Here is a 23,081-nt window from a genome sequence, read left to right as displayed (position 1 = left end):
AATTACATCCCCCTTCCGCTTCTTAATCTACTAAATAATTCCCAAACCAATTCATTTTTACTTTCACTTTTAAAAAGAGAACCAGGGATTGTTTCCACTTCTTTTACCAATATACCTTCGGAAGGAGTAACAATTTTTCTTTTCTTTCTTATGTCTAGCCACCTTTCTCTTGTACTATTACTTGGTGAATTTGGTGGAGTTTTACAAACGTTGGAACGTATTAATGGGTAAAAACTACCATCTGGTGTAATATAACCTATCTCTGAAAGATAATCTGCATTAGGCATGGGAACGTTTATATAGTAATTTCTCATATCTATATTAAGTCTAATTTCAAAGGTTCTGTGTGCATTTTTTCCGTTAAATTCTATAAATGTCACATCGTATACTCTGAGAACTAATTTGTATTCTTTAGGAAGTTTCTTAATATTTTCAAGTGTTTCGTAGTTAAAATCCCAATATGCATGGATCCAGTTTGGGTTTACAGGCATTAACACAAGTCTGTTTTTATTGTATGACTTTGGAAGGTCTATTTCTGGTTCTTGTGTTTCTTTTTTTTCTTGGAGTGTTGCAGAGGTTGCTGAGGAAGGTCTTTCAAATGTTTTAATCTTTTCATTTTGGATTATATAGTTTTCAATAAGTTTTGTAACTTCCTTTTTTTTCATCATTCTTTTTACCTTTAACCCCAATTTTTTAGCTGTTGCTTTTAATTCTTGAATAGTTCTTTCTTCTCTTAACCAATTTTTTAATTTTTCTAAATTAGTATCATTCATACTACCCCCCCTTTTTTTCTTAATATTTGTTGAATTTTTATCATATAAAATTTTAACATATAAAATATATGTTGTAAATTGTTGTAAGATTGTGGAAAAATATAATATTTATAAATAAATACTGTTAATGAAATTTTTTGAAGATATTTTCCAATAAAGTGGCTGCTGTTTTTGTTGCAGCGATTCCCCCTTCGCCTGTTTCACGGAGTGTTTCTGGAAGGCTTTTTCCAACTTTGTACATTGCTTCGACGACTTCATCAAGAGGTATAACGCTTTTGATACCGCTTAGTGCTAATTCTGCGCTTGAAATTGCAAGGTTTACTATATTTCCATTTCTTTTTACGCAAGGGACTTCAACGAAACCTCCTACTGGATCGCAGACTAATCCCATTAATGATTTAAGTGCTAATGCAGCTGCGTTACCGGTTATTTTTTCATCTTCGGAGAAAAAATAGGAAAGACCGCCTGCTGCCATTGCGGCTGCACTTCCAATTTCCGCTTGGCAACCGCCTGCCGCTCCAGAAAGTGTAGCTTTTCTAGCTATTACGTTTCCTATTCCGCCCGCTACAATAAATGCGTTAAGTAATTTTTCAAAATCTGGTTTAAAAGTTAAGTGTAGAGCATAGAATACTCCTGGGATAATTCCAGAAGCCCCAGCAGTGGGGCATGCTGCGATTCTTCCCATAGAGGCATTACTCTCAGATATAGAAAGTGCTGTTATTGTGGCAATATAGTTAAATTTTCCCATTAACTTTGGTGAGTAATTTTTGAATTTATATGCATTGTCTCCTGTTAATCCCGTTAAAGTTTTTTGTTTTTTCCCAAATTGTTCCTTTGATTCCTCTAAAATTACATTTAAAATTTTTCCTATTTTTTCTTTTGTTTCTTGTGGATCAGTACCATATTCTAGCATCTCGATAGTTAAAATTACGTCTGGAAGTGGCATAGTTTTTGACATTTCAAGTATTTCATTCCAAGTATTCATTAATCGTCCCTCCTAACAAAGTAGCATTCGTATACCCAAGAAAGTGCTTTTATTTCGTTTATATTGTTAATAGGTTCATCTAACTCAATAATTGTCAATGCCCTTTCAAGGAGTGCGTTGATTCTTCTAAGATAAAGATTTGCGACATTAACTTTAATCGTATCCAAAATTTTTTCCAGAGCTTTAGGCACATCTTTATTTACAATAATTAATGTATCAAAATCCCAAGAAAGGTTACATGGAACAGAATCTATACTTGTAATTTTTATGTCTCCACCACCTATTGAAGAACCTTCAATTTCATGTAATATATTGTCTTTTAGACATTTTATTTTAACGGTATTTGGATGGACATCTCCAAGGTCTTCGATTGCAAAAGAATATTTTAATTTTTTTTCATTTGCAATTTCAAATGCATGTTTTATTCGTGGATCATCTTGTTTAAATCCCATAATACCAGCAAGTAAAGCTCTGTCGGTGCCATGGCCTTTGTGAGTTTTTGAAAATGAACCGTGTAGTATAAATGTGACTTCTTCTGGGATTCCGTTTAACAATTTGTAAGTAAATCTTGCAATTTTTAGTGCTCCTAATGTATGGGAACTTGATGGGCCAACCATAACGGGGCCTAGAACTTTTAGAATGCTCATTATTTCCCCTCCTTTTATCTTGATTTTATCATTAAATATGATAAAATAAAATAGGTTTTGGGAGGTCGTCTAACGGCAGGACTGCGGACTCTGGATCCGCCAATGGTGGTTCGAATCCACCCCTCCCAGCCAAAAAATAGCCCCTATTAAGGGGCTATTTCTTCTAGTATTTTAACAATTTTTTTGTCAAATTTCCCTTTTTCACTGTCTTTTTTTAATATGGATATAACTTTTTCTTTGGGCCACGGCTCCTTATACGGTCTTTTGGCAGTGAGTGCATCGTATACATCTACAATTGCTATAATTCTTCCAAATAAGCTTATATCTTTTTTTCCACAAGGATAACCTGAACCATCCAATCTTTCGTGATGTTCAAGGGCACCAGAAATTATATCTTTATTTGTGTACCTGATTTTAGATAAAATTTCTGCTCCAATAATTGTATGGGATTGTATTATTTTATATTCTTCATCTGTTAGATTTCCTTGCTTTAATAATATAGAATCGGGGATTCCTATTTTCCCAACATCATGAAGAATTGCTGAATATTCGAGTTGTTCAAGGATGTTTTCTGATAACCCCATTTTTTCTCCTATTAATCTTGAAATTTTTGCAACGTTATTTGAATGTGTGTGAGTATATTTATCTCTTTTATCTATCATTGTCACAAATGATAGAATGATACTTTTAAATAGATTACTCATTTTTTCAAGTTCCCATGTACTGAGCAGTTTTTTTCCTATTAACTTTGCAAATTTTTCTATGATTTCCGCGTCTTTTTGCGAGAATCCATCTTTTTTATTTAATATCTCAAGCACTCCGACCTTTTTATCCCCAGAATATATGGGGGCTCCTACTATATTCTCTGTTTTGAATTTTGACGCTTTATCTACCCCTTTAAAGTGTGGAGCTTTAGTAATATCGTTAAATACTAACGTTTTTTCTTTTAAAAATATAGTACCTGCTATTGATTCCATAGGTACGGGGATACTTTCTATTTTTCCACTTGCTTTTCCTACAGTGGAAAGAAATTCAAGGTGATCTTCTTTGTAAAGTAATACAGATGCTGCTTCTGCATCTATTAGATTGCAGATTTTTTCTTGGATATTTCTAAGTAACGTAGAAAGTCTTATACTGCTATTTAAATTAGCAGCAATGTATGGTATTCTATCAAAATCGTCTAAAACTTTGATATTTTCTATTTCTTCGTTAGATAATATCTTTAAAACGCTTGCGTTAAAATCTTTTCCCAAAAGATGGAATACTATATTGTTTATTTTATATGTATATCTACTTTTTTTACCAACAAACCTATCTTTATATTCAATTCCTATTATCCAATATGGTGCATACAAGTAATCACCTCCCAATTTCAGTTCCAAAGATTACATTTTCAACCCATTCGGTGCCATTCCATTCAAATAGTATTCCACCGGTAAAAGACTCTCCAATTAATGGATATGTTATTTTTATATATGAATTTGTGTCATTACTTAACAATCCATCGATAAATGGTGTGGGATCATAGTAGTAAGCTGATATAAATAGACCACTGAATTTACCTATTGCAGGAACTATTATCCTTCCCTCGCCCTCAAGTTTTGGATCAAATCCGTATAGATAGAATCTTCCTGTAGCGTAATTTGAATCGAAATCAAATCCAAAAAGATATCCAAAGGCCGCATTTGAATTCATAGCGGGAAGTTTATTATTATACTTTAATTTTGCATAATTTCGGTTAAAGTAGTACGGGATAAAGTCTTTAAAATGATAATAGAAACCTCCTGTAATATTTAACAAACTTAGTTTTCCGTATATTCCCGCAAACGCACCATATGTACTTTTTTCTCCTTTTTCCATTGAAAGTTCAACACCTAAGTCTATGTTATCGATTAGTGTTTTTTTGGCAAAGAAAGAGTATGCCAAGGTTATAGGAGTGGAATTGTTTTCAACATACATGGGACTTGCATCTTTATCGTATACGGTGGATATACCTAGTTTTGATTTGCCGATAAATGGAAGATCAAATTTTATGGCAAATTCTCCCATAAAGATTGAATCAGAATTTGTAAATTCAATGGGATAAATCTTTGAAAGTTCATATGGAAGGTGTATAAATAAATACATTGTTTCATTTTCGTACGCAAAATCAAAAGTTTTTGCGCTGAAGTTGTAGAAATCTCTTGTGGTAAATCCCATTGCAAGTGAAATTGGGATCATGTTTCCATATCTAAATTTTGCTCCAAACAAAGAAAAAGCAACGGAATTCAATGTAAATGCGTTTATTATATTGGTACTTGGGTTTGAAGATGGGAGTCCATAATATAGATTTCCCCCTACTTCTGTGGAATATGCGGTAAAACCTATTCCAAGGGTTACAGAACCAATGTTAAATTCTGGTGCAATAGAATAAACCATATAATTTGTTTTATTCTTATTCACAGGTTCAATTGAGATTGGTGGTATTTCCGCATTTTCGGTGATGCTTTCTGCTTTACCTTTTGGTTTTTCAATAGTTTCTTTTTTTGGTTCAAATTCACTTTCAGGTATGGTATTTTTTGTAGGTTTTGCGAATGAAGAAACAGAGAATCCACTTTTTACGGGGAGTATTTTTCCGTTTTTAAAATATGCAAACACAGTCCCTTCAAATGTAGTAATATTAATCTTTCCATCTTTATTAATTACTGCAAATTTTGTACCTCTTACACCTGCTGTAACGCTGGATGTTTTAACCTTAAAGTTTGAGCCAGAAGTTAGAAACTTTTGGATTATGTTGTAATTTTCTCCTTTTTTTAGGTTTAGGACAATATCTACTTTACCATCATATCGTAGTTTTTCCACTAAAACTTGAGAATTTTCAAGTATTCTTGAAATGCTTCCGTCTGGGAAAGATATTTCAACAAAAGAATTTTCCATTGTAAGTATTTCATCGCCTTCTTCAATAATTGTGTTGTTTGTGATAGCTTCCCATATATCTTTCTTTTTTATTGCAACATTTCCCGAAAAATTACTGACTTTTGCTACAGCCGTTTTTAAATCTTCTCTTTTTTCTACAAAATATATTGTTAGAGTTGCAGTTTCCTTTGAAGTTTTAAAAATTATTGTGTCGCTTCCTTCAACTAATGGAGCAATGTATTTTACGTAATCTTTATCTGTACCATCGAAGATAATATCAGGATCGTCAAAACCTCCTAGATTAAAATCGACAAATACCTTTTCATCTGAAGAAATCTTTATCCCAACTTCTCCACCTGTATAAACTTGGGTTGCATCTGGGATTACGATTAGCTTTGAGAACATAAGAGAGGAAAAAAATAGTAATAGAAAAATTATTTTTTTCATAACATCACCTCCATAAATACTATTGTCAGGGTTATTGACAATGCCCATGAAATTACTTGATGTTTTTTTAGAAAGTATATTGAATACACTCCTGTAATTAGAGTGTATATAGAATAATAAACAGGCCCAAAAAGATATACTACAGGACAAAATCCTCTAACTATATAACCTTCAATATCTCTTTTGTATGCGGTATCATTTTTGAGGAAGAAAGAATAGATTCCTAGAAGATAGGCATTAAATACAGAAGAACTTAAGATTACCGATATGTTTTTTGGAATAAAAAAGCTAGTGGATGGTATAAAAAATGCGATTGTTATAATCGATAGAATGTGCATCATTTGATCTATCAAATAATATTTGTGTGAGCTGAAAAACTTTTTTTTGTTATTTACAAATTTTATAAAGTCTATAAAAAAATGTATAACAGATAGAATACCTATCAAGTAAAGTGATTTTAAATTGAAATTTTTTCCAAGATAGAAAAATGTTTGGCTTAAAAAGATGATTAAAATATGGATGAGTAATACTTTAAATTCTCTAGGCTTTTTAGTTGCAATCCATTTGTTTTGAAAAACGTAATCTCCAAATAAGTGCCCAAGGAACAAATGAATAAATTTATCCATGTTTTAGCTCCTTTAAAAGTCGTGGATCATATTTTCCAGATAAACTTTCAATTGGCACATTATTTTCAAAGACTTCAATTACAATCCCGATAATCTGTGCTATTAACGGTACATCTTTCACCTTTAAAGGACCACTTCCGTCAAGTTTTTCGTGATGAAATAGTACTGCATCTAGCAATTCTTTTGGAATATCTTCTATTTTGCTTAATATTTCATAACCGTATTTTACGTGTTTTTCTCCACTATCTTCTTGTTGATCCGGTATGCCAATCATACCTATGTCGTATATTTTTGCACAAAGTTTTAACAAATCCATATTGAATCCAAATTTTTTTCCTAGTGAGATTATATTTTTTTCTATTTTTTTATTTTTTTCTTGATTTTTGTTTCTTCTTTTGGCTAGGGCTTCCGATAAAGCATCTATGGTGTCTGATAGAATAATGGACATTCTTTTTTGGATTATTAATCCTTCGAGTATTGAAGTAATAGAATCTGATATTGAAAGGAAGTTGAGTACAAATTCTGGAGTTACACTATAAAATATCAATGTACCAAGTTCCCCTGAGGCCTTACTTTTAAGCGGATATTCAAATATGTTGTTTTCAAACTTTATTTCCTTTACCTTGTCTGTTAATTTTAATTCTTTAAGATGCCAAAAATCTTTAAGAATTTTTAAAGATTCATCTAAGTTATTGGAATTTAGCAATTTTGGAAGTACTGGAGTTATAAATTCTGGATCAAAAATTTCAAAATAATTTGAAAGTAAGTAAATAGCATCAATATCTATGGATTCGTAAAATTCCACTGTATGTTTTTTTATATTTAACCTTAAAAGCAATTTTTTTCCTTTTTCACCTTTGTTATCTATAGAAATGTTTTTAAGTTTCATGTTTTTCACCCTTTAACTCATATATTTTTAACAGAAGACTTTTTCCCTTTACTTTAAATTGGCCTATATATTTAAATTCAAACTTTTCTTTTGAAAGGTTGTATATATCTTCAGAAACAATTATACCAGCGGGGACATCGCGTGTAAGGTGTTCTATCCTTGAACAAGTGTTTACCGTATCTCCAATTGAAGTGTAATCCATTCTAAATGGTGCACCAATATTTCCCACGATTGCAGGACCTATATGGATACCTATACCACTATCAAGATTAAGGTTGTATTCTTTGTTAAACGCTTCAAGTTCTTTTCTCATGTCAAGGGCGCATTTTAAAGCACGTTCTACTTCATTCCCGTATTCTACAGGTGCTCCAAATATAGCCATTATTGCATCACCAACAAATTTATCTATAGTACCTTGGTATTTATTTCTAATTATATTACTCATTTTGGTAAGATAATTATTTAATATTTCGACAAGTTTTGATGCTTCCAATTTCTCTGATAAAGCAGTGAATCCCTTTATATCTGAGAAAAGTACGACTATATTTTTTTCTTCTCCTCCTAATTCTATTTTACCTTTTTTTACCAAAAAATCTGCAACACTGTCTGGAACATATCTGTATAGATACTCCTTCATTTTTTTCTTTTCCCTGTTTTCCTTTATAAGGTTTTTGGATATGCTTGTGGTTGAAATTATTAAGCTTGAAACAATGGGATAAAAACAATCTATGTATATTTTGTTGAGAAAAAAGACGTAGGAAATTATTAATATTAATGGGATTGAAAGGAATGAAATTAAATTTATCTTTATATTTTTAGATCTTGAGAATAATAAGACAAATATTAGTGTAAAAATAAGAATAACTAACTTTCCCCAAATAGGTATTCTATTTAAAGTATCTTTATTAATCATATTTTGTATTGCAGTTGCATGAATGAATACTCCAGGTGTGTTGTTTGAAAAAGGTGTTATTCTAAGATCGTATAGACCTTTAGCCGTTGCGGTATAACCAATTATAACTATCTTATCTTTAAAAAGTTTTGGATCAAACTTTCCCGTTTCTACATCGTAAAACGGTATTTCAGGGAATATTTTATCACCATAGTAGAATAATCTAAAAAGTCCATTTGAGTCAAATGGAATGGTTAGGTTATTTAATTCTACCTTTCTTTCTTTAAAGTCAACTATCAAGTTTTTCAGATTTGAGTTTTTGTAAAGACCAACTGCTAGAACATCCATATGTGGAAGAAACCCGGAGGATAGTCCTCTTTCCATTGACCAATTTTCTTTGAAAAATAAAGGAATACTACGTACAACACCGTCTATATCTATTTCTCCTATCTCATAGGTAGCGGATGGAACAAGAGATGAGAATTTTAATATAGGTGGTCTTACTTTATATATTTGAATGGGAGTTAAGTAGTCAAGGTTTTTGAAATTTTTCATTTTGTAAGTATAGTTAAGGTAAGTTATATTTTTTTCAAGCTTTTTTTTGATTTCTTCGTTGTATTTTTTATAGGTGTCTTTTTCATTAATTAAGTAACTCCCCAGGACTACATTCCTATATACCGAAAGTATACTTGCAAGATAGTTGTCATATTTTGGGTTTACTTCGTCTTCTTCTGTAAAGGATATATCAAAAAGAACCACCTTGGCACCTGCTTTAAATATGTTTTTAATTACTTTGCCGTAGTGATAACGAGACCATGGCCATACATCATTTTGCGCTTCAAGAGATGTAAGGGAATATTCATCAATACCTACAATAACGATATCTGGATTTATCTTTATTGTACCCCGTGTTCTATAAAATAAATCCATTATTTTTAATTCAAAAAATTCTATAAATGGGAAAAATATAACCGTAAATATGTAAAAAACAATCAAAAAAATCGATAAAATTGTAAGGATTTTCATAGTCTCAACCTCAAATATATTTTATCACAAAATTAATACAAAAATACAGGTGGATCGATTTCAAGATGATTGCCACCGTTTTTTCTTCCACGTATTAAAACTAATTCTGCTTTTTTCCCATATGCGATGCACATTTGCTGAGGTGTTAATTTATTTGATGTGAGGAGATTCATAAATACAGGGAGAACATATGGAGAAATAACTGTTACAAATAGCCCTTTGTTTTTTAACAAAAAGGAAGCAGAAACAACAAAGTCTTGAAGGATACTTAGGGATCCTTTTCTGGATTTTTCCCTGATAATTTTATTTGATGTGGAGGAAAAGTGAAATGGGGGATTAAACACCACCATGTCGAATGATTCCGCTTTTAGGTGTTTTTTTACATCTTTTACATCAATATGCATAAAATTTACTTTTTTCGCTTTGTTTATGTAAATAGCCTTTAATGCATTATCGTAGAGTTCTTTTAATATTTCTAGCCCCAATACCTCTAATTTGTAGTATTTTTCTAATCCAAATGAGACAAAACCCGTTCCAGAGCCAAGTTCACATACTTTTTTAACATTTTTTGTAGGTTTTGAATACCAAAGCAACAAAACCGACGCGTGCGTCGGTTTATGACCTTCTATATCTATTGTTTTTATTTCTTTCCCAAAATTTTTGTCAAATGGTGGCAATTTTATCATACAAAATCAACCAAAGTTTTTTGTAATACTTGTGCTGCAGATTTTAAGGCGGCTTGCAGCACAGATTGTTGCATAGAAAGATCAGTTAGTACCTTTGTTAAATCTGCATCTTGTTCTTTTGAGAGATACTCTGTCATGAATGTATCGATATCCGTTATCCTTGTACTTATTAATTCTAATGTTCTTGTGTTTGCACCTATCTGTGCAAATACATCCATTGTTGATGTTTCCAGTTTATTTACTTCTTTGAGTGTTATATTTGAAAGTTTTTTTGAATTTCCCTCTTTTAAAGCATTTATTGCGTCATCGATTACGGTAAATGCATCTTTTCCCGTATCAAGCTTAAAAACATCGTATACTGTGATACCGTATTCAATGGTAAATCCAAGTGCGTTTACTTTTCTTTTAACATTTGCCTCTGGTGGTGTTTGGATCTTTCCATTTTCCACGGGTTTTAAATCTGATCTTGCACCACCAAATATGTATTCTCCTCCCAATTGAGTATTTGCTATATCTTCTAAATGGTTTTTTAGCTCTTTTAATTCTTCTGCTATTGACTCTCTTTCGGCTACATCGTTAACTCCATTTGCACCCCTTACAATTAATTCTTTTATTCTATGGTAGACATTTGTCAATTCTTGGATGGTGGAATCATATATATTGACAAAATTTTGAGTGTGTTCAACGTTTCTTTTGAATTGCTTTAATTCTCTTAATCTACTTGATATGTTTGAAGAGCGTGTAGCAACTACTGCATCGTCACTTGGATATGATACCTCTTTACCAGATGATAATTTATCGTGTAATTTGCTAATTCTATACAAACTCTTTTGTATATTAAACAATGTTCTTTCGTTTATCATTCCATTTGTTATTCTCATCTAAATCCCCTCCTATCTTCCTACAACACCGAGTCTGTCAATCACTCTACCTATCATTTCATCTACTGCTGTCATAACACGAGCAGATGCGTTAAAAGCATGTTGAAACTTAATCATATTTGCCATTTCTTCATCTAATGAGACACCTTTTACCCTTTCACGTTCATTGCTTATGTCTTTCATTACTATATCTGTATTGTTTTTCATTTTCATTGCAGTCTCACCTTCCACACCCATTTCGGCAACTATACCCCCAAGATATTCTGCAAAACTCTCTCGACCATCGTTTAGTATTTTTTCAAATCTCATTGAAGAAAGCATTTCCATTATTTTGGTATTTGCCTGACCTGTTGGATTGAATACTTTTGCGTCCCAATTTGTATTATCTTCTATGATTCCAAAGTCAACGGCTATAGTTTCAGGGTTGGAAGAAACAGTTGTATTCACTTTTAGTTTTTCCACAAATCTAAAAGGTTCATTTGTTATTATTTTGTCCACAAAGAGTGTGTCTGCCTTTGAAAACTTCTCTCTAAGTGTTTTTGGAGCATCGAAAGGATTTAGAAATATATATTTTTCGTTCCAATCATTTGTAGGATCGCTATCTGGATCTATAAATCCCAATTTTACAAATAATTCTTCTGGTCCTTTAATAGTTTTGTCTATTTTAAAGTTCATTGATCTTGTACCCCTAATTACTACCTTGTTGTGTGGTGTTATATCAAAGAGAATTCCTGTTCCCGATTCATTTAGTTTTTTCACAAAGTCTTTTAGAGTTAGTTGTGTTGGATCAATTTCTATTTCAGTTGCTCCTATAGTTATTTTAAATGGATCTGTTCTGTCTAATATGTTATCAAGTGTTTCTTTACTTGTGTCCAATGCCTTGTACGTTTCAATGTGAATATTTGCCTGTGTGAACAGTCCATCGGGGTCTTGCAAATCTATTCTATTTAGGTTAAATTCATTGTTTTTAGTTGGAAGTATTAAAAGTTTATTGTTGTGTACAAAGGCCTTTATTTCGGTGGAAAAGTTTGTGTTTAAATCATTTGCAAGGTCATTTAATGTGTAACCTGAAGTAATGTTTAAGTTGGCTTCGATACCGTTGATATTTATTTTGTAATTACCATTTTCAACGTTAAAATCAGATTGATTTATTACGAATATATTGACATCTTTTGTGTCAAATCCCATTGTATTGAACATATTTCCGTTAAAATCTAGTGCCAAAGTATCTTTTAGATTTGTGCTTCCAACCATTCTGAGTAAATATGTTGCACTGTTGTGCATTGCAGTTTCAAATGAAAACCAAAGTCCAGAAGCAGAAACGGAATTTATAAAGTCTTGGATTGTGTCTCCGGCATTTACAGATATAGCACTAACATTTGTAAAACCGTCAAAAAATACTATGGAACCTTGATCAATGAATTGTTTTGTGGTTATATCACTTACATTATTTCTATTTGACATACCTGAAATATATTTTATTGGTCCACCTTCAACTCTCTTGGTACCAGCTAATCTAAATAAAACGGAATTTTCAATGTTATCTGTTTCTATTTGTGAGAAAAAGTCTAGACCAGTTACACTACCGTCTTTGTTGAACCCATCTCTATGGATTAGATTGAATTTGTCGGTTAGATATAGTACAAATTCATCTAATCTGTTCATGTACTTTACTATCGTTTTATCCCTCAAATCTATAGCTGCTTTTAGACTTCCATCGTGTATATCAACTTTTGAATTTCTTACAAATATTTCTTTAAAACCCTTTCCATATGGCCTTTCAAGTGCTCTTAATTTATTGATATCACTTCCCGTAAGGACTATTTGATCTCCTATCCTCAACGTGATTTGTCCTGAGGCATCTTCTGTGTAGTAAATATCTGCAAGCTTTGAAAGGTCATCTAATATCCTATCTCTTTCGTCCAACAGGTCATTGGGAGTGGATTTTAGTGCCATTGATAGACGTACTTTTGAATTTATATCGGCAAGTCTTTCTACCATAGAATTTATTTGATCAACTCTTTGGGTAATTTCAAAGTCTAAGTCTTCTCTGAGTTGTTCTAATCGTAAGTATAAATCTTTTATGTTTTTGACAAATTCTTCAGCTCTACTTACAAGTTCCCGTTTCGCAGCACTATTAGTTGGATCAGTTATTATTTCCTCCATACCTGACCACATTGAATCAAATAAATATCTTATTCCAGAATCACCTGGTTCTGCAAAGAGTTGTTCGACAAAATGTAAATTTGAAGTTATCGAGTCCCAATAGTTGTATTTGTTATTTACCTGTCTATATTGAATATCCAAAAATTTATCCCTAATCCTTTGGATGTCTTTTACTTTTGAGCCTGTTCCGATCTGTAATGGTATAGACGGTTGTGTTAAAGTAGTTGCGGGAATGGGTGGCATTGTACGAATAATAGGTACCTGTCTTGAAAATCCAGGTGTATTTGCATTTGCTATATTATGTGATACAACATTCATTGCAAGTTTGCTTGTATAAATACCCAAAAGTCCTGTATTTAAAGCACCGAAAAGGCTAATATCTGGCATTCAATCACTCCCTAGTATGATTTGTTAAAAAAACTAGAGTTTACTTTTTCGTATCCAGTCTTCGAATACGTAGATGTTTGAGATGTATTTGAAAATAACGATTTGACAAAATCAAAGTAATTATTTTCAAAATCCAGCATTTCTTTAAAGTTTGACATAACTATGGAAAGTTCATTTAGTTTTTCCATAAATGTGGCAAGTAAAATGGACATCTCTTTATCATTTGTTGAATTAATATAATTTGTTATAGAAGAGTATCCTAGATTATTGAGTTCTTTTAATAATAATTCTTCTAATTTTTCAAATTCTAGGGAATATTCTTCAACCATTGCTATGTTCTTGGATAAATCTTGTATTTCTTTTTTTATAAGCGCAGTTTGTGCGCTTTTAAATGAAGAGGTAATTTTTTCAATTAATTCTGTTTGTTTTTTTATTGTTTCTTTCATTTTTATCCTCCCAAAATAGATTTTGCAATTTTCTCGGCATCAATTTTAAAAGTCCCGTTTTTAATAGCTTCTTTTAATTCTAAAACCAATTTTTCTCTTACTTCTGGTAATTTTTTTGAATCTTCTAACAGTTTTTTTATCTCAAGTGCTGAGGAAAAATCTGATTGTTTAAACTTCTCTCTATTTATTTTTTCTATATGTTCCCTTTTAATTCCTTGAATATATCCATATCCTCCTATTTTTTTGATATCCATTTTAAACACCTCCTTAATAATTATCGGAAAAAATGGGGAAAATTAAAAATCCTCCGCATTGTGCGGAGGATTTGAATTTTGAATTTATTTTATAATTTAAACTTTTGTACTTCATTGTAGAGTTGTTGAGAAATTTCAGAAAGTTTATCACCTTCAAGTTTGACTTCAGTGGTTTTTTCAAGTTGCATTTTTGCACTGTTAACAACCATATCCATTTTTTCTGCAACACTTGTTACATTTCTACTTGCAACATCCATTGCGCTTGCCATTTCTTCAGCTGCAGCACTTTGCTCTTGGGCTATTGCGGCAAGATTTTCTATCATACCGGAAATATCGGAAATTTGACCTAATATTCCTCTAAGATTTAGTGTTGCGCTTTCACTTTCTTTACTTGCGTTTGTTACAATTTCCACCATATCATTTGTTTCATTTCTTACGTTTTCAGAACCTGTTTGAATGTTTTTCAATATGGAAGTTATTTTATCAGTTGCCATTTTACTTTCTTCTGCAAGTTTTCTTATTTCATCTGCAACCACGGCAAACCCTTTACCTGCTTCACCAGCCCTTGCAGCTTCAATTGCAGCGTTAAGTGCAAGTAAGTTTGTTTGTTCTGCTATACTTGAGATAGTTTCAACAATTTCACCAATATTTGTAGCATTATTTGCAAGGTCATCTACTTTTTCAGACATAGATAATGATTTTTCCTTTATATTGTTTATTATTTGGTTTATTGTATCCAATGCTTTTTCACTAATCTTTGCTGCGTTGGATACCTCATTTGCCTTTTCGGTAAGGTCTTGAGAAGTTTTGGAGACGTTTTGAGCACTTGCTGCAACCTCTTCAACACCACTTGTTGTTTCTTCGATAGCAGAAGAAGCATTTTGAATTTCATAATTGATTTCTTCGATGTTTTGAGTAAAGGATTGTACTTCTGCTTCTTGTTCTTCTGAAAGTCTTGAAAGTTTTTCAGAAGTTTCATTTAATTTTATGGCATTTTGGTCGACTTGAGAGATTAAGCTAGAAAGATTATCTAGAGTTTCGTTTAGTTCAGTTGCAATACGTCCGATTTCATCATTAGACTTGATATTGGAACGCATAGTTAAATCACCTTGACCGATTTTTTCTATGATTGTTACAAGGCTTCTAAGGGGTTTAACAATGGAATTTCCCGTAAATGTACCAAATAAGAATGCAAATACGATTGCAATTAAAGAAATGGTAAAAAGAGATATCATAGTTTTTGTTGCATGGTCATTTACTTCACTTTTTAGTGCTGCAGATGCAAAAATCCAGCCATTGTTTGTTTTGGAAAATGCAACTACCCTTTTAACACCTTTATATTCGTATTCAATTATTCCTTCCTTTTTGTCTTTCATCTTTTTAAACCAATCAAAGTTTGATACATCCTCGCCAATTTTACTTTCATCGGAGTGTAAAAGTGTTTTTCCCGTTGGGGAAAGTAGATATGAATAACCACCTTTTCCAAGTTTAGCAGACAGTAATTTTTTTGTAAGTTCTGATGCTTTAAAATCTAAAGCAACAACACCTGTTATTTTCCCATTTAATTCCACTGTCTTTGCAACTGTGATAACTATGTCTCCTGTTGAAGCGTCGTTATATGGTTCTGTTATTATTACTTTACCTTTGTTTTTTACAGCATCTTTGTACCATGGTCTTGCAGTTGGATCATAGTCAGGTGGCAGATCACTTTCGGGGATAATAAGGAATTTTTTATTTGAAAGCCCAAGATAAACAAAGATTATGTCTTTGTATTTGTTTTTTATATTTTCAAATGTTTTAAGCATCCATGTTCTTTCATCATGCTTGTTTTCATATGCGCCTACTACATTTGCATCTGTTGAGAGAAAATCAATGAGATTTATATAACCACTTAGAAAATTGTCTAAATTACTTGAACCATTTCGGGCAATGGCTAGTAGTGCATTGTTTCCCATATCCTTTCCCAATTGAAAAGCATGAAAGATTGCAAAAGTTGAAACAACGACTAAAGGTATCACAGAAGAAAGAATAATAAGCAACCACAACTTTGATTTAATTGAAAGATTTTTAAACATAAAGCCCACCTCCTGCAATTGTTATCTTTGATTAACATAATAATTTTACCATAAAGTTTGTGAATTTAAAAAAGTTATTTCATATGAACGTCTATCTGTGTAAATGGAATTTCTATTTTATTTTCATCGAATATTTGCTTTATTCTTATTGCAAGGGCATTTATTGCTTCAAAGTAGGAATTTCTTTCAACCCAAAAGTATACTGTAAAATCTATGGAACTTGTTCCAAATTGTTTGAAGGCTATAAAGTTATTTACATTTTCCTTTACAACGAGTGGTTCTTCATCTATTGCTTTTTTAATCAGTTTAAGCGCTACTTCGAGGTTACTACCGTATGATACTCCAACATCCATATTTACACGTCTTACCGTAGAGGGCCAGTATTTAGTTACAGTTCCACTCCAAACGCTTTTATTTGGAAGTAACACCAATTTTCCATCAAAGGTTTTTAAATAACTGTGGTTTATTTTTATCTCGTCAACTATTCCAGTTATTCCATTTATGTCTACTACTTCACCTTCGAATAATTTTCGAGTGGTCATAACAAGTATTCCAGAGATAAAATTTGTGAGTGGTTCTTGAAGTGCAAGACCTACAATTATTCCTGAGATTCCAAGTCCTGTAATGTATGGTAATAGATCAATATCAAAAATGCTTAGAATTATCAAAATTGCAAAAACTGCGATGATTATTCCGATAAAAAATTGAACAGTTTTTGGGGCTTTGATTTCCTTACCAAACGCTTTTATTGATTTGTATATTAATTTTATCAGATATTTATACAAAATATACGATATTATAATTGTAATAATTGAAAGCAAACTTTTATCCCAATAATTTTGAAGCCAAGTATTCATAGAATCACCTTGTGCCTTTCAAAAAAGAATAATCAAGGTTCATAGCACTTCTTACTTTTTCCATGGTTTCTTGTGCGATCTTTTTTGCTTTTTTATTTCCATCTACGATGACATCTTTAACATAATTATCTGTTAGCAAGTTGTATTTTTCCCAGATGGGTTCCAATTTTTCTTTCATATTTTTTAGTAGCAATTTTTTACAATCTACACATCCAATTTTTGCATTTGTACAACCGTCTTTTACCCAAGCTTCATCTTCACTGTTAATTCCAAAGGCTTTGTGATAATCCCATACGGGACATTTTTCTGGATTTCCCGGATCTGTTCTTCTTTTTCTTGCGGGATCTGTGATCATGGGCATTACCATCTTTTTGAGTGTATTTTCATTTGTAATTAGAGGTATGGTATTTCCATAGCTTTTACTCATCTTCCTGCCATCTGTGCCAAGTAGTTTTGGGACCTTTGAAAGTATTGGTTTTGGTTCTGGAAAGACTTCTTTATAAAGGTAATTAAATTTTCTTGCAATTTCTCTTGTAAGTTCTATGTGATAGACTTGATCTTCACCAACAGGTACACCTTCTGCCATGTAAATGAGTATATCTGAAGCCTGCAAAACTGGATAGATTAAAAATCCTGCATTTGATAAATCTCTATCTTTTAGTTGTTGCTTGATTTCTTTGTAAGTTGGAACCCTTTCAAGTCGTGAAACGGGAACAAACATCGAAAATAATAGTGTCAATTCTGCGTGTTCTTTTATTTCCGATTGTATAAATATTGTGGATTTGTTTGGATCAATTCCCACTGCAAGGTAGGATTTGACAAGTTCAATGGAATTTTTAATTATTTCATCAGTATCGTTGTAATGGGTAGTTAATGCATGCCAATCTGCTACAAAATAAAAGGATTCATGTTCTTTTTGAAGGTTAACCCATGATTGGAGTGCACCAAAAAGATGGCCAATGTGTAATTTTCCAGTTGGTCTCATACCACTTAGTATTCTCATTGTATTACCTCCTGCTCTTTTTTCCTTCTAGATGTTCATGGATTTTTCTTAATTTTTCGCTAACATAGTAATTAACGGAACCTTTTGGATATCTACCTTTTTCGTTTAGTTTTCCGGCAGGTTTATCCATTAAAATTTTAATTGCTTCATCAACATTAGATACAGCCCAAATGTTGAAAAGTCCATTTTTTACGTCTTCCAATATTTCATCTTTTAATATTAGATTTCTTACATTTGCCATTGGAATTATTACCCCATGGGTACCATCAAGTCCCCTATGTTTACATAATCTATAAAATCCTTCGATTTTTTCTATAGCACCACCTATAGGTTGGACTACACCGTGTTGGTTAATTGATCCGGTTACTGCTATAGATTGTTTAATTGGAATATTAGATATTGCAGATATTATGGCTATAGTTTCCGCAAGAGAGGCGCTATCTCCTTCAACTACACCGTATACTTGTTCAAAACTTATAGATATTCCAAGTGATAATGAAAATTCAGTTGCATATTTACTACCTAAGTACCCCATTAGAGTTAATACCGCTTTGCTGTGTATATTACCACTTAAATCTGATTCCCTTTGAATATCGATTATTCCGGTATTTCCCACATATGCTTTGGCGGTTATTTTTACAGGCATACCAAATGAAAAATCTCCAAAGTGACTTACTGTAAGTCCGTTTATTTGCCCCACAACTTTTCCTTGGGTTTCTATCATTATTTCGTATTTTTTGAGTGCTTCATCATATTTATCCATGATCAATCGAACTCTATTTTCCCTATTTTTTATTGCATTGAGGATATCTTCTTCTGTTATTGTATCTGCATTCCGTAGTTTTGAATAGTAATCCGATTCTATTATGAGGCTTGATATTTCTCCCATTTTCATGGAAAGTTTATCTTTGTTTTCCGAAAGTCTCATTGAATACCATATTACCCTTTTTAAAGCTTTTGAATTTAAAGGGTTAAGTTCGTTATTTTCAACTACGCTTGATATGAAAGAATAATATTGTTTTATATTTTCTTTTGTTGCGTTCATTTCCCAATCAAACTCAACTTTAACCTTAAATAATTTTTTAAAATCCTCATCATATTCGTAGAGTATGTAATATAACTCTGGTGTTCCAATTATTATTACCTTTAAGTCTAAATTAATTGGTTCAGGTTTTAATGTTATTGTAGGGTTTATTCCATACGCACTATCTATATTTTCAATGGTAATTTTTTGGGAAATTAGTGTTTTTTTCAACTTATCCCAAACGTATGGAAATTTAAGTATATCTTCGGCATTTAGAATTAAATACCCACCATTTGCCCTGTGAATAGCACCACTCCTAATCATTGAAAAATCTGTGTATAACACTCCGGATTTTGATATGTATTCTACTTTACCAAATAAGTTTGGATAAGTGGGATTATTTTCGAAAACAACAGGAGCACTGCTTAAATTTGAGTTGTCCACAATTAAGTTTACGGTTAGGATGTGTTTTATATATCCCTTCCATTCTTCAAAGTTTTTGATTTTAACGCTTTGTTTCACTATATGATTTTTCAATTTTTCAAAGTGATTTAAAAGTTTTTCAGAGTATTTGAATTCTTCTTTAAGTTCTTCAAAGAGTGAATCAATGGAGAATAAAGTTGCATATTTGTCCAAATCGTTGAATTTTTCTCTATACTCAGTGTCGATTTTTCTTAATTGATATATCACTCCTGAGATTAAGTGGTCCAGTTTTTTTGCGTTTTCTTCGTAATTTCTTTTTATATCTTCAGGTAGTTGTTCAAATTGTTCTGGGGATAATGGTTTTCCATCCATTTGGGGAGCATAAACGATGCCCGTGGGAGTAAGTTTTACTACAAATCCCAATCTTACTGCTTTTTTGGAGAGTTCACTTAAAATTTGCTCTTTTTTTTCTTCATATTCCATTTCTAACTCTTTCTTTTTTTCTTCGTATTCTTCACTTTCAAATGTTTTTTGGATGTTTTTGAATATGTCTTCCGAGATGTTTTCTAACTTTTCCTTTAGTTTCTTTCCTTCACCTGGTGGAAGTATTATGGCTTTTGCAGCGTACGCTTCATCTAAATCAATGGTATAGACCAAATCGTGGTAATTTTTCTTTTTCTTGGAAAATTTTTTTGCAAATGAAATGGCAAAAGATTTCCTTCCAGTGCCACTTGGACCTACTATGAATATATTATATCCCTTTTGTTTCATAGAAAGACCAAATTGCATAGCTTTAAATGCATCTTCTCGTCCAATAAATGTTTCGCATGGGCTTATATTTTTCGAAGAATTTACTCTTGGGAATACAGAATTTTTTAAAGTTAAATCTTTATAGCTTAACTTTTTCATATTCAATCCCCCTTGGAATAAATTTAAATTCACCTTCTTTAAATGAGATACCGTATACTGCACTACCACTACCTGTTAGTGCAGATATTAAAGAAGTTTTTTTTAGTTTTTTTAGATTTTGTGAAATTTCTTTATTGGCTTTCGTCACTATTTTTTCGAATATATTGTATGTACATCTTTTTATTTCGGTTATATTTCTATTTTTATACGCTTCATAAAGTATGTATGGTGAACATGGCGCCTTACCAAATAAAGTGGGATTTAAGCTTTGATATGCTTTTTTTGTGGAAATACCGTTGGATGTAATTATATTCACTTTATAACCAGTTAATGGATCTAAAGGTTCAATTATTTCGCCTTTCCCTTTTACTATAGCCGTTCCGCCAAAAAGAAAAAATGGAACATCACTTCCTATTTCTGAGGCTATGTTTAATATCTGTTTTTTGTGAATTCCCATTTGATCAGATAAATAAAACAACAAAGCCGCTGCGTTTGAGCTTCCACCACCTAATCCTGCTTGCATGGGGATATTTTTTTCGAGAGTTATTCTAAGGCCAAATTCTGGTTCTTTAAATTTTGAGCAAAAAATATCCCAAGTTTTGTACAATATATTGTTTTCTATATCAACATTTGATTTTATTTCAAGTCCTCTATCGATTTTTGTTATTATTAAGCGATCATAAAGGGATATATTTTGAAATAGAGATAAAATCTCATGGTATCCATCACTGCGTTTTTTTATGACATCAAGGAAGAGATTTATTTTTGCATATGATCTAACGATTGCACCACTACTTTGCTCCATCCTTCCATCTCCTCAAAATATCTGCCTGGATTATCTGAAAATATTTCAATGAATTTTTCCTTTTCCTTTAAACCAAAATACTTAACATTTGCAATATAGCAAAGTCCTACGTGTACTCTGCTTACCGGATTGTCAGTTACATTGATTAATCCTAGATACTCTATATTTTTGATTTCAACATCAACTTCTTCGTTTATTTCCCTTATCATTCCTTTTTTTAATGCCTCAATAGGTTCTACAGAGTCTTCTGTATTTATATGTCCTCCAACACCTATTGTAACTTTATTGTGTAATCTTTTTTCCCCTTGGGCAGTAGTTCTTTTAAAGAGGAGAAATTTGTTGTTTTCCATTAAAATTATATATGGAATTACTTGTCTAATTGTTTCATCGTTTTCTGCAGTATTTCTATCTACGAATTTACCATATTCTTTTATTATTGAAATTATATCATATTCTGGGACTTTAATTAGACCTGTTTTTTTGTTACATAATTTCTCTACTTCTTTGGTTGGGATAACTAATACTTTTTCATTTTCATACATTGTTTAACCTCCAATCTCTTCTATATCTTTTTCTAGGATCTTCTTTCCAAAGTCTTTATCTATTTCCGTAGATATTACACCGATAGCTGCAAATATATAATATTTATCCCTAAATATCTTTACTTTATTTTGTGGTAAAAGATCCATCGGATGTAACTTAGAGAGATTATTTATAGACTTTAAAACTTGTGGTGCATATTTTGAGCGGCTTAAAAATCCACCTGTACCAAATAAATACTTAATAGCTGTTAAATCTTTTCCTTCGGCTATGACTTTTCTTCCAAGTGGTGTGTATATATGTTTTTTAATTCCCACGTGTCTTCTGATGCCTTGTTGAAAACAATACAGTGCAAGTTTTGCGATAAATTTTTCATCTTCATCTGTTTTTGGATATGGAGATATTCTTGTTTTTAATTCGGACAAATTTGGAAATTCAAGTCTTAAATTTTCTTCGCCTATAAGGTTGATTACATTGTGCGCGTTTACGAATAAGCCTAAATCACCTTCTACAGTGCGTTTTGCCTTTGGTTCTGGTGCTATCATTAATTCCTGTATTTCGTTACTTCCCTCTGTTACTGAATCTACATCGGTTGTTGCGCCACCAATATCTATGGTAAGGACATCTTCGTAAATTTCAGAAAGAAGTTGGGTAGTTCTCATAACAGCACCAGGTGTTGTGTGGATATTGTAATCTACAATTTCATATATTTTTTCCATTCCCGGGGCTTTGGTGATGTGTTGGGCGAATATTTCCTTTATTATATTCCTTGTAGGTTCTACATTGAGTTGGTCAATTTTTGGATATACATTTTCCGTAATAAAAACAGTTTTTCCAGAATTCTTAAGTATATATTCCACCTGTTCTGCAACTGCAACATTCCCCGCGTAAATTATTGGGATATCTAAATCCAATTTTGATAGAACTTTTGCATTGTGGATCACCGTTTCCTTTTCACCGTAATCTACACCACCTGCAAGAAGTATGAGTTTTGGTTGGATTTCTTTAATTTTTTGTATGTGAAAGTCATCCATTTTTCCCGCCGTAATGTATTTAATAACTGCGCCTGCACCTAATGCAGCTTCTCGTGCGGCACGCACGGTCATGTCATACACAAGACCGTGTACAGTCATTTTCAATCCCCCTGCAGCACTGCTAGATGCTGCAAATTTATCCCAAGTTAGTTTTTTTTCACCGATTTTTTCTTTTAATTTTCCAATTGCCCTTTCAATACCTATTGTTACATCACCTTCATTGACAGTTGTCCAGTGTTCACCTTGTCCTACAATTTTTACATTACCGTCTAAATTGTGAAATGCCGTAACCACTGTTGTTGTTGATCCTATTTCGGCAAAAAGTAGATCTAACTTCACTTTTTCACCCCCTAATTGATTTTATCACGAAATTAATAAAAAATCTCTTGCAACTTAAAGTTATTTTAGAGT

20 protein-coding genes and 1 tRNA gene are annotated in these 23,081 nt (G+C 32.0%); 1 reads left to right on the top strand and 20 read right to left on the bottom strand.

The window, feature by feature from the left end; translation table 11 throughout:
- Window positions 1-2: 2 nt before the first annotated feature.
- The 3 genes from XJ44_RS02760 to sdaAB all read right to left on the bottom strand — a co-directional run bounded on the left by XJ44_RS02760 (window position 3) and on the right by sdaAB (window position 2,405).
- Window positions 3-773 carry a DUF4912 domain-containing protein gene (locus tag XJ44_RS02760; RefSeq protein ID WP_077197986.1) on the bottom strand — a complete coding sequence of 257 codons (771 nt, stop codon included), beginning with the start codon at window positions 771-773 and terminating at the stop codon, window positions 3-5.
- A 124-nt stretch (window positions 774-897) separates the two neighbouring features.
- Window positions 898-1,758: an L-serine ammonia-lyase, iron-sulfur-dependent, subunit alpha gene (gene sdaAA / locus XJ44_RS02755; protein WP_077197985.1), complete on the bottom strand. Its 861-nt coding sequence runs from the start codon at window positions 1,756-1,758 to the stop codon at window positions 898-900.
- Window positions 1,758-2,405: an L-serine ammonia-lyase, iron-sulfur-dependent subunit beta gene (gene sdaAB, locus XJ44_RS02750; RefSeq protein ID WP_075665536.1), complete on the bottom strand. Its 648-nt coding sequence runs from the start codon at window positions 2,403-2,405 to the stop codon at window positions 1,758-1,760. The genes sdaAA and sdaAB overlap by 1 nt, the downstream gene beginning before the upstream one ends.
- 58 nt (window positions 2,406-2,463) lie before the next feature.
- On the opposite strand from sdaAB, the gene XJ44_RS02745 reads away from it, so the two are divergent.
- Window positions 2,464-2,537, top strand: a tRNA-Gln gene (locus XJ44_RS02745).
- Window positions 2,538-2,551: 14 nt separating this feature from the next.
- Here XJ44_RS02745 and XJ44_RS02740 read toward each other — a convergent pair.
- The 17 genes from XJ44_RS02740 to XJ44_RS02660 form a co-directional block, all read right to left on the bottom strand.
- Complete coding sequence (locus XJ44_RS02740) at window positions 2,552-3,760, bottom strand: HD domain-containing phosphohydrolase (protein WP_075665535.1); 1,209 nt, start codon at window positions 3,758-3,760, stop codon at window positions 2,552-2,554.
- 4 nt (window positions 3,761-3,764) lie between these two features.
- Window positions 3,765-5,747, bottom strand: a complete 1,983-nt coding sequence (locus XJ44_RS02735; protein ID WP_077197984.1) for a FecR family protein — start codon at window positions 5,745-5,747, stop codon at window positions 3,765-3,767.
- A complete protein-coding gene (locus tag XJ44_RS02730) occupies window positions 5,744-6,373 on the bottom strand; it encodes a DUF3307 domain-containing protein (RefSeq protein WP_075665533.1) in 630 nt (209 codons plus the stop codon). The genes XJ44_RS02735 and XJ44_RS02730 overlap by 4 nt, the downstream gene beginning before the upstream one ends.
- Window positions 6,366-7,262, bottom strand: a complete 897-nt coding sequence (locus XJ44_RS02725; protein WP_077197983.1) for an HD-GYP domain-containing protein — start codon at window positions 7,260-7,262, stop codon at window positions 6,366-6,368. Before XJ44_RS02725 ends, XJ44_RS02730 begins: the two co-directional genes overlap by 8 nt.
- On the bottom strand, window positions 7,252-9,180 hold the full coding sequence (locus XJ44_RS02720; RefSeq protein WP_077197982.1) for a CHASE2 domain-containing protein: 1,929 nt from the start codon (window positions 9,178-9,180) through the stop codon (window positions 7,252-7,254). The genes XJ44_RS02725 and XJ44_RS02720 overlap by 11 nt, the downstream gene beginning before the upstream one ends.
- A 32-nt stretch (window positions 9,181-9,212) precedes the next feature.
- A complete protein-coding gene (locus XJ44_RS02715; protein ID WP_077197981.1) occupies window positions 9,213-9,866 on the bottom strand; it encodes a tRNA1(Val) (adenine(37)-N6)-methyltransferase in 654 nt (217 codons plus the stop codon).
- On the bottom strand, window positions 9,863-10,747 hold the full coding sequence (gene flgL / locus XJ44_RS02710) for a flagellar hook-associated protein FlgL (protein ID WP_077197980.1): 885 nt from the start codon (window positions 10,745-10,747) through the stop codon (window positions 9,863-9,865). Before flgL ends, XJ44_RS02715 begins: the two co-directional genes overlap by 4 nt.
- A 12-nt stretch (window positions 10,748-10,759) precedes the next feature.
- A complete protein-coding gene (gene flgK, locus XJ44_RS02705) occupies window positions 10,760-13,300 on the bottom strand; it encodes a flagellar hook-associated protein FlgK (protein ID WP_077197979.1) in 2,541 nt (846 codons plus the stop codon).
- A gap of 11 nt (window positions 13,301-13,311) precedes the next feature.
- Window positions 13,312-13,746, bottom strand: a complete 435-nt coding sequence (locus XJ44_RS02700) for a hypothetical protein (RefSeq protein WP_077197978.1) — start codon at window positions 13,744-13,746, stop codon at window positions 13,312-13,314.
- A gap of 2 nt (window positions 13,747-13,748) precedes the next feature.
- Window positions 13,749-14,000, bottom strand: coding sequence for a flagellar biosynthesis anti-sigma factor FlgM (flgM, locus tag XJ44_RS02695; protein ID WP_077197977.1), 252 nt, complete (start codon window positions 13,998-14,000; stop codon window positions 13,749-13,751).
- An 89-nt stretch (window positions 14,001-14,089) separates the two neighbouring features.
- Window positions 14,090-16,075: a methyl-accepting chemotaxis protein gene (locus XJ44_RS02690; RefSeq protein WP_077197976.1), complete on the bottom strand. Its 1,986-nt coding sequence runs from the start codon at window positions 16,073-16,075 to the stop codon at window positions 14,090-14,092.
- Between the two features lie 74 nt (window positions 16,076-16,149).
- Window positions 16,150-16,932 carry a mechanosensitive ion channel family protein gene (locus XJ44_RS02685; RefSeq protein WP_077197975.1) on the bottom strand — a complete coding sequence of 261 codons (783 nt, stop codon included), beginning with the start codon at window positions 16,930-16,932 and terminating at the stop codon, window positions 16,150-16,152.
- A 4-nt stretch (window positions 16,933-16,936) separates the two neighbouring features.
- Window positions 16,937-17,935 carry a tryptophan--tRNA ligase gene (gene trpS, locus XJ44_RS02680; RefSeq protein WP_077197974.1) on the bottom strand — a complete coding sequence of 333 codons (999 nt, stop codon included), beginning with the start codon at window positions 17,933-17,935 and terminating at the stop codon, window positions 16,937-16,939.
- Between the two features lie 4 nt (window positions 17,936-17,939).
- The gene (locus XJ44_RS02675) at window positions 17,940-20,291 is read right to left on the bottom strand and encodes an ATP-binding protein (RefSeq protein ID WP_077197973.1); all 2,352 of its coding nucleotides are present in this window, start codon (window positions 20,289-20,291) and stop codon (window positions 17,940-17,942) included.
- Complete coding sequence (gene ispE / locus XJ44_RS02670; RefSeq protein ID WP_077197972.1) at window positions 20,272-21,096, bottom strand: 4-(cytidine 5'-diphospho)-2-C-methyl-D-erythritol kinase; 825 nt, start codon at window positions 21,094-21,096, stop codon at window positions 20,272-20,274. Before ispE ends, XJ44_RS02675 begins: the two co-directional genes overlap by 20 nt.
- A complete protein-coding gene (locus XJ44_RS02665; protein WP_075665520.1) occupies window positions 21,051-21,638 on the bottom strand; it encodes an NUDIX domain-containing protein in 588 nt (195 codons plus the stop codon). The genes ispE and XJ44_RS02665 overlap by 46 nt, the downstream gene beginning before the upstream one ends.
- Before the next feature lie 3 nt (window positions 21,639-21,641).
- Window positions 21,642-23,009, bottom strand: a complete 1,368-nt coding sequence (locus XJ44_RS02660; protein WP_077197971.1) for a GlmL-related ornithine degradation protein — start codon at window positions 23,007-23,009, stop codon at window positions 21,642-21,644.
- Window positions 23,010-23,081: the final 72 nt, after the last annotated feature.

The sequence above is a fragment of the Thermosipho affectus genome, from assembly GCF_001990485.1.
Classification (GTDB): Bacteria; Thermotogota; Thermotogae; order Thermotogales; family Fervidobacteriaceae; genus Thermosipho; species Thermosipho affectus.
The sequence above is the reverse complement of the archived record's forward strand: the minus strand, read 5'-3'. Positions and strand labels throughout refer to the sequence as shown.

Excerpts from the sequence above, each read along its gene's own strand:
- XJ44_RS02760 (WP_077197986.1), bottom strand. The coding sequence starts at position 773 with ATGAATGATACTAATTTAGAAAAATTAAAAAATTGGTTAAGAGAAGAA.
- sdaAA (WP_077197985.1), bottom strand. The coding sequence starts at position 1,758 with ATGAATACTTGGAATGAAATACTTGAAATGTCAAAAACTATGCCACTT.
- sdaAB (WP_075665536.1), bottom strand. The coding sequence starts at position 2,405 with ATGAGCATTCTAAAAGTTCTAGGCCCCGTTATGGTTGGCCCATCAAGT.
- XJ44_RS02735 (WP_077197984.1), bottom strand. The coding sequence starts at position 5,747 with ATGAAAAAAATAATTTTTCTATTACTATTTTTTTCCTCTCTTATGTTC.
- XJ44_RS02730 (WP_075665533.1), bottom strand. The coding sequence starts at position 6,373 with ATGGATAAATTTATTCATTTGTTCCTTGGGCACTTATTTGGAGATTAC.
- XJ44_RS02725 (WP_077197983.1), bottom strand. The coding sequence starts at position 7,262 with ATGAAACTTAAAAACATTTCTATAGATAACAAAGGTGAAAAAGGAAAA.
- XJ44_RS02720 (WP_077197982.1), bottom strand. The coding sequence starts at position 9,180 with ATGAAAATCCTTACAATTTTATCGATTTTTTTGATTGTTTTTTACATA.
- XJ44_RS02715 (WP_077197981.1), bottom strand. The coding sequence starts at position 9,866 with ATGATAAAATTGCCACCATTTGACAAAAATTTTGGGAAAGAAATAAAA.
- flgL (WP_077197980.1), bottom strand. The coding sequence starts at position 10,747 with ATGAGAATAACAAATGGAATGATAAACGAAAGAACATTGTTTAATATA.
- flgK (WP_077197979.1), bottom strand. The coding sequence starts at position 13,300 with ATGCCAGATATTAGCCTTTTCGGTGCTTTAAATACAGGACTTTTGGGT.
- XJ44_RS02700 (WP_077197978.1), bottom strand. The coding sequence starts at position 13,746 with ATGAAAGAAACAATAAAAAAACAAACAGAATTAATTGAAAAAATTACC.
- flgM (WP_077197977.1), bottom strand. The coding sequence starts at position 14,000 with ATGGATATCAAAAAAATAGGAGGATATGGATATATTCAAGGAATTAAA.
- XJ44_RS02690 (WP_077197976.1), bottom strand. The coding sequence starts at position 16,075 with ATGTTTAAAAATCTTTCAATTAAATCAAAGTTGTGGTTGCTTATTATT.
- XJ44_RS02685 (WP_077197975.1), bottom strand. The coding sequence starts at position 16,932 with ATGAATACTTGGCTTCAAAATTATTGGGATAAAAGTTTGCTTTCAATT.
- trpS (WP_077197974.1), bottom strand. The coding sequence starts at position 17,935 with ATGAGAATACTAAGTGGTATGAGACCAACTGGAAAATTACACATTGGC.
- XJ44_RS02675 (WP_077197973.1), bottom strand. The coding sequence starts at position 20,291 with ATGAAAAAGTTAAGCTATAAAGATTTAACTTTAAAAAATTCTGTATTC.
- ispE (WP_077197972.1), bottom strand. The coding sequence starts at position 21,096 with ATGGAGCAAAGTAGTGGTGCAATCGTTAGATCATATGCAAAAATAAAT.
- XJ44_RS02665 (WP_075665520.1), bottom strand. The coding sequence starts at position 21,638 with ATGTATGAAAATGAAAAAGTATTAGTTATCCCAACCAAAGAAGTAGAG.